The organism is Microcoleus sp. CAWBG58 (genome assembly GCF_020883045.1).
Lineage (GTDB): Bacteria > Cyanobacteriota > Cyanobacteriia > Cyanobacteriales > Microcoleaceae > Microcoleus.
Map to the genome: position 1 here is coordinate 1 of NZ_JAHRFA010000168.1, position 4,362 is coordinate 4,362.

Below are 4,362 nucleotides of genomic sequence, written 5' to 3' on the forward strand. Positions count from 1 at the left end.
CTGGTATGAAGTCCAAAGGAATTTATTCACTTCAGTTATACGTGAGCATATTTTGGCAAACCTGAGCCGTGATGGTATCGTCTAGAATACATAGATGATATTTTTTGTCAATGCGTAAGTCCTATAAAGTTGGGAGCTTTGAACAGGAGGGGAAAGCAGAAACTATAGCCTTTCTCAAAAAGATGAGGTATGGCTGACAGCTTACATAACCGCTGAAATCAAGAGGGCTCTCTTCCCAACAACGTCCGCGAATCTTTGTGAAAACCGCTATAGCAATTAAGAATTAGCAGTTAACAATTAGCAATTAGCAATTAGCAAGTCACAAGTGACAGCCAAAGGAGAGCGACAATTAAAAATTAACAAGTAACAACTTAAATTGGAGGCGCTTGCTTCCTCAAACCAGATTTCTAGGAGAGTATAGGATTGGGAAACTAGGAATCGACCGAGAAAGCGGGTTTTTAGCCACACCGCACGAGAGCTGTTTGAGATAGACAAAGGCAGGAAATAAGCAGCAGAAGCTTGAGGACACTGCTGGCGTTGTTGGCGACACTTAGATAGAAAATCGATCGGCTGTCGAGTGTCTGGTAAATTAGCCTGCTTGTTTAGAATATTCAGGTACGGTAGTTCGGATAAACTCAATCAAGATGCACAGTCAGAATTTCTGACAAAGCTGCTGAGTAACAGTGATATATCTTCGACACAAATGAATACGCTCTCCTCATTAATGCGACAGATTGAGCAGTTAGGGGCTACGCGCTCGCTGCGCCAACACATTGCTCAAGTGCAAAATGGTGACAGTAAAACAGCCGATCGCCCTGGCGGGCCTCTCCTGAGCCGTTTTTTGCGCCAGAAATGGCCTGGGCCCGAGACTTTTATTAGATTGACAAGTAAAACCTCAAAATCTAGCCTCAAAAATCAGGCTCGTTCCCCGATGTTGGCCCTGGTAGCAGTAGTTTCCCTCAGCAGCACTCTTGGCCACCGCTTCTACAACCAGCCGAAATTGGATGTGGGGACGAAAGCTCCTCAGACGATTAAGGCTCCTGCTAGTGTTAGCATTCCCGATCACAAAACTACTGAAGAACACCGTTCATCAGCACGAATCGGGGCTGTACCGATATTAATGCTCGATCGCGCGGTCGATCGACAAATCGAGCGAGAATTGCAACAATTTTGGCAACAGGGGAGCCAACTCCGGCGGGCGGTAGGCCCGTTTCCGTTTGCGACGCCCTCGGCGCTCTCAAATGCGGCTCAGGTTTACTTGAGGGGGTGTCCGGAGTGGGAGTGGCGAGCGATTTTGGCGCAAGCAGGGGACAACAGTGCAAATTTTGAGCGGTTGAATTTGAATTCCCCGGCAATTGCTGCACCGACGGATAACAAGTCTCAGCAGGATGCGATCGCTCAATTGCAAGCTTACAGCCGATCGGTCCGGGCAGCAGATTTTCAAAGCCTGACAGATAGTATTTCCGAGGCTCGCCGGCGCTATGCGAATGCTGTGGAGGCGCTTGAAAAACCGTCGGTTTCCGCGCTCCGAAAGATTTATGATACTTCCCTGTTTGATTTGTCGGATGCAGCTTGGCAGAAAACCCAAACGGGTATAAGTCGGGTGGCAAAAATGATGCTGGCTCAAGGTATCCCGCAGGGGTTGCCAAAAGAGATTTTGAAAGAAGCTGTGAAGCTGCAAGTCGCAGAGGAAGTGCCGTTAGAGTCCCAAGCTTTGGCGGTTGAGGCTTTAAGTACGATTTTGCAGCCAAATCTGGTGAGAGATCCCGAGGAAACCAAACAGCTAGCGGAATTGGCGGCGCAAAAGGTGAAACCGGTGACGATCGCCGTAGAGAAGGGCGATATTATTGTTGCAGAAGGAAAAATTATCGCGCAGCAAGATTTCGTATTGCTGGACTATTTTGGTTTGAGCCGGCGGGGTGTAAATTGGCTGGGGCTGGCGGGTTTTGTTTGTTTGGTCGCGGGGGCAATTGCGATCGTGTTGCTGGTAGAAAGGCACTACCGCTTGCGCCGGAGAGATCATTTGCTGTTGCTGCTGCTGACGTTGAGCGCGCCGGTGCTGGTGAGCTTGGGGCTGCCTTGGACGACTTTACCGGCGATCGGGATTTTAGCAGGCGGCTTCTACGGTTCGGCGGTGGGAGTGACTGTGGTGGGGCTGCTGTCGGCGCTGCTACCCATTGGCTTGGATGTAGAGTTGATTCATTTGGTGGCTAGCGCGGCGGGGGGATTGCTGGGTGCTTTTATGGCCGGAAGATTGCGATCGCGCGAGGAATTGGCTCTTTTGGGCGTGGCTGTCGGCTTGACTCAGGGCAGTGTCTATCTGGTGGGGACTTTGATTGCTAGCGCTGCTGCGGGTGCGATTTGGTACGTTGTACTCGGTACGGTGGGTTGCCAAAGTTTGGCTGGTTTGGCTTGGAGCGTGGTGGCGATCGGCATCAGCCCTTATTTAGAACACGTTTTCGACTTGATTACCCCGATCCGGCTAGCGGAACTTGCCAATCCCAACCGCCCGCTGTTAAAGAGGTTGGCTGCCGAAGCTCCGGGGACTTTTCAGCACACGCTGTTTGTGGCTAGTTTGGCGGAGGCTGCGGCGAGGGAACTCGGCTGCAATGTTGAGTTAGTTAGAGCTGGTACGCTATACCACGATATTGGAAAAATGCACGACCCAAGCGGATTTTGCGAAAATCAAATGGGCGGAGGAAACAAACACGATGAAATTAATAACCCTTGGATGAGCGCCGAAATTATTAAAAAGCACGTTAGCGAAGGGTTGGTAATGGCGCGGAAGCATCGATTGCCGAAGTCGATTCAGGCATTTATTCCTGAACATCAAGGCACAATGTTAATTGCTTATTTCTACCATCAAGCGCAGCAAATTGCTGTAAAAGAACCTGAAAATTTAAATATTACTTTGGCAGATGCGGATAATTCAAAGTTAGCAATCGAAACCCGGGAAGTGAGGGAGCAGGATTTTCGCTACGACGGGCCGATTCCGCAGTCGCGGGAAACTGGAATTTTGATGTTGGCGGATTCTTGTGAAGCTGCTTTGCGATCGCTCAAGGATGCCACTCATGAGGAAGCTTTGAATATGGTCAATCGGATTTTGCGGGCGCGCTGGCAGGATAATCAGTTGCTGGATTCTGGTTTGACTCGGGAGGATATGTCTTTAATTGCGGAGATTTTTGTGCGGGTTTGGGAACAGTTCAATCACAAGCGGATTGCTTATCCTAGTGCAGTTTTTACTCCGAGGTAGAGACTTATGAGTTATATTTTGGGAGAGATATTTTATAGTAAAAATACCGTTATTACCCACATTCCGCAGATATTCGATCGGATTTAATTTTCAAAAAATTCATAATTTTTAAACCCACATTCCGCACCCCGAACTGGCACATACGCGAATTGAGGGGTAAAAGTGAATCATCAGAGACAAGAGCGAGTAAAAATACTCAATTATTTTGGTAGCGCTCGGTAAAAGACCAAGTTTATGAAATATCCGTAACCGAGCGCATCCGCGAAAATGCGTTAATTGCGATCGCTCTTGGGTAACCAATCATCACCAAAAATAGTGTAAACTGGCGATCGAGATGAATGCTTAAATCAGGATTTAGCAGCCCATGCAAAAAGCATCCCAGATGACAGTAAAAAACCTAGATCATCTGGGCTTAATAGCCGGTCTAGTTGATGAAATAGGAATTGTTGAAAAAATCAATGAATTAGTAGGCAAACAACCGGGTGAGATAGTCAGTCCCGGCCTGGTAGTTAAAGCCATGATTATTAATGGATTAGGGATGGTGTCCGCCCCACTATATTTATACCAATTCACTATGAAGCTGCACTAAAATATAAGGTAAAAGTAGAGGAAATCCAATATGGCGAACAAACTTCAGGTACAAATCCAGGAAACGGTTGAGGAACTAGAGCATCGACTCGAAGGTCATGTGACCGCCGTAAATAAAGAAAAATTACTGGTATTATACTGGCTGGCGACCAAGAAAATCCCAAAAAGAGCAGAATTAGCCACGATGTTGAAACGAGACGAATCAACAATATATCGTTGGTTAAGAGCTTACAAACAAGGTGGAATAACTGAGTTACTTAGCATCAAAAAAGCTCCCGGAAAGACCCCACATATTCCACTTTCAATCAGAGAAAAATTAATCAAAAAATTGCAAGAACCAAAGGGAGAAACAAGTTATGGCAAATTACAGCTATGGCTCGAAAAAGAATGCGGAATTGTAATTGCTCAACTAGGGGAAAAAAGGGAGCCATCAATAGAGAGAGCTTGTTGAATAGATTGATAAGCAGTTAAACCCTGACGCTTGCCAGTATTGACAACTGAACGAACAGCAGCAAACAAAT

At 47.0% G+C, this 4,362-nt stretch carries 3 protein-coding genes and 1 pseudogene; 3 read left to right on the forward strand and 1 reads right to left on the reverse strand.

Annotated features, from left to right (window positions below; all coding sequences use genetic code 11):
• Positions 1-297: 297 nt before the first annotated feature.
• Positions 298-639: a hypothetical protein gene (locus QZ918_RS32970; RefSeq protein ID WP_293146940.1), complete on the reverse strand. Its 342-nt coding sequence runs from the start codon at positions 637-639 to the stop codon at positions 298-300.
• 64 nt (positions 640-703) lie between these two features.
• Between QZ918_RS32970 and QZ918_RS32975 the strand changes: the two genes are divergently transcribed.
• From QZ918_RS32975 to QZ918_RS32985, 3 genes and pseudogenes are all read left to right on the forward strand, one after another.
• Entirely contained in the window at positions 704-3,253 is a 2,550-nt protein-coding gene (locus QZ918_RS32975; protein ID WP_293343284.1) for an HD family phosphohydrolase, read from the forward strand.
• Between the two features lie 364 nt (positions 3,254-3,617).
• A pseudogene (locus QZ918_RS32980) lies at positions 3,618-3,818 on the forward strand (DUF4277 domain-containing protein); the annotation flags it as partial.
• A 54-nt stretch (positions 3,819-3,872) separates the two neighbouring features.
• Positions 3,873-4,292, forward strand: a complete 420-nt coding sequence (locus tag QZ918_RS32985; protein WP_293343287.1) for a helix-turn-helix domain-containing protein — start codon at positions 3,873-3,875, stop codon at positions 4,290-4,292.
• Positions 4,293-4,362: the final 70 nt, after the last annotated feature.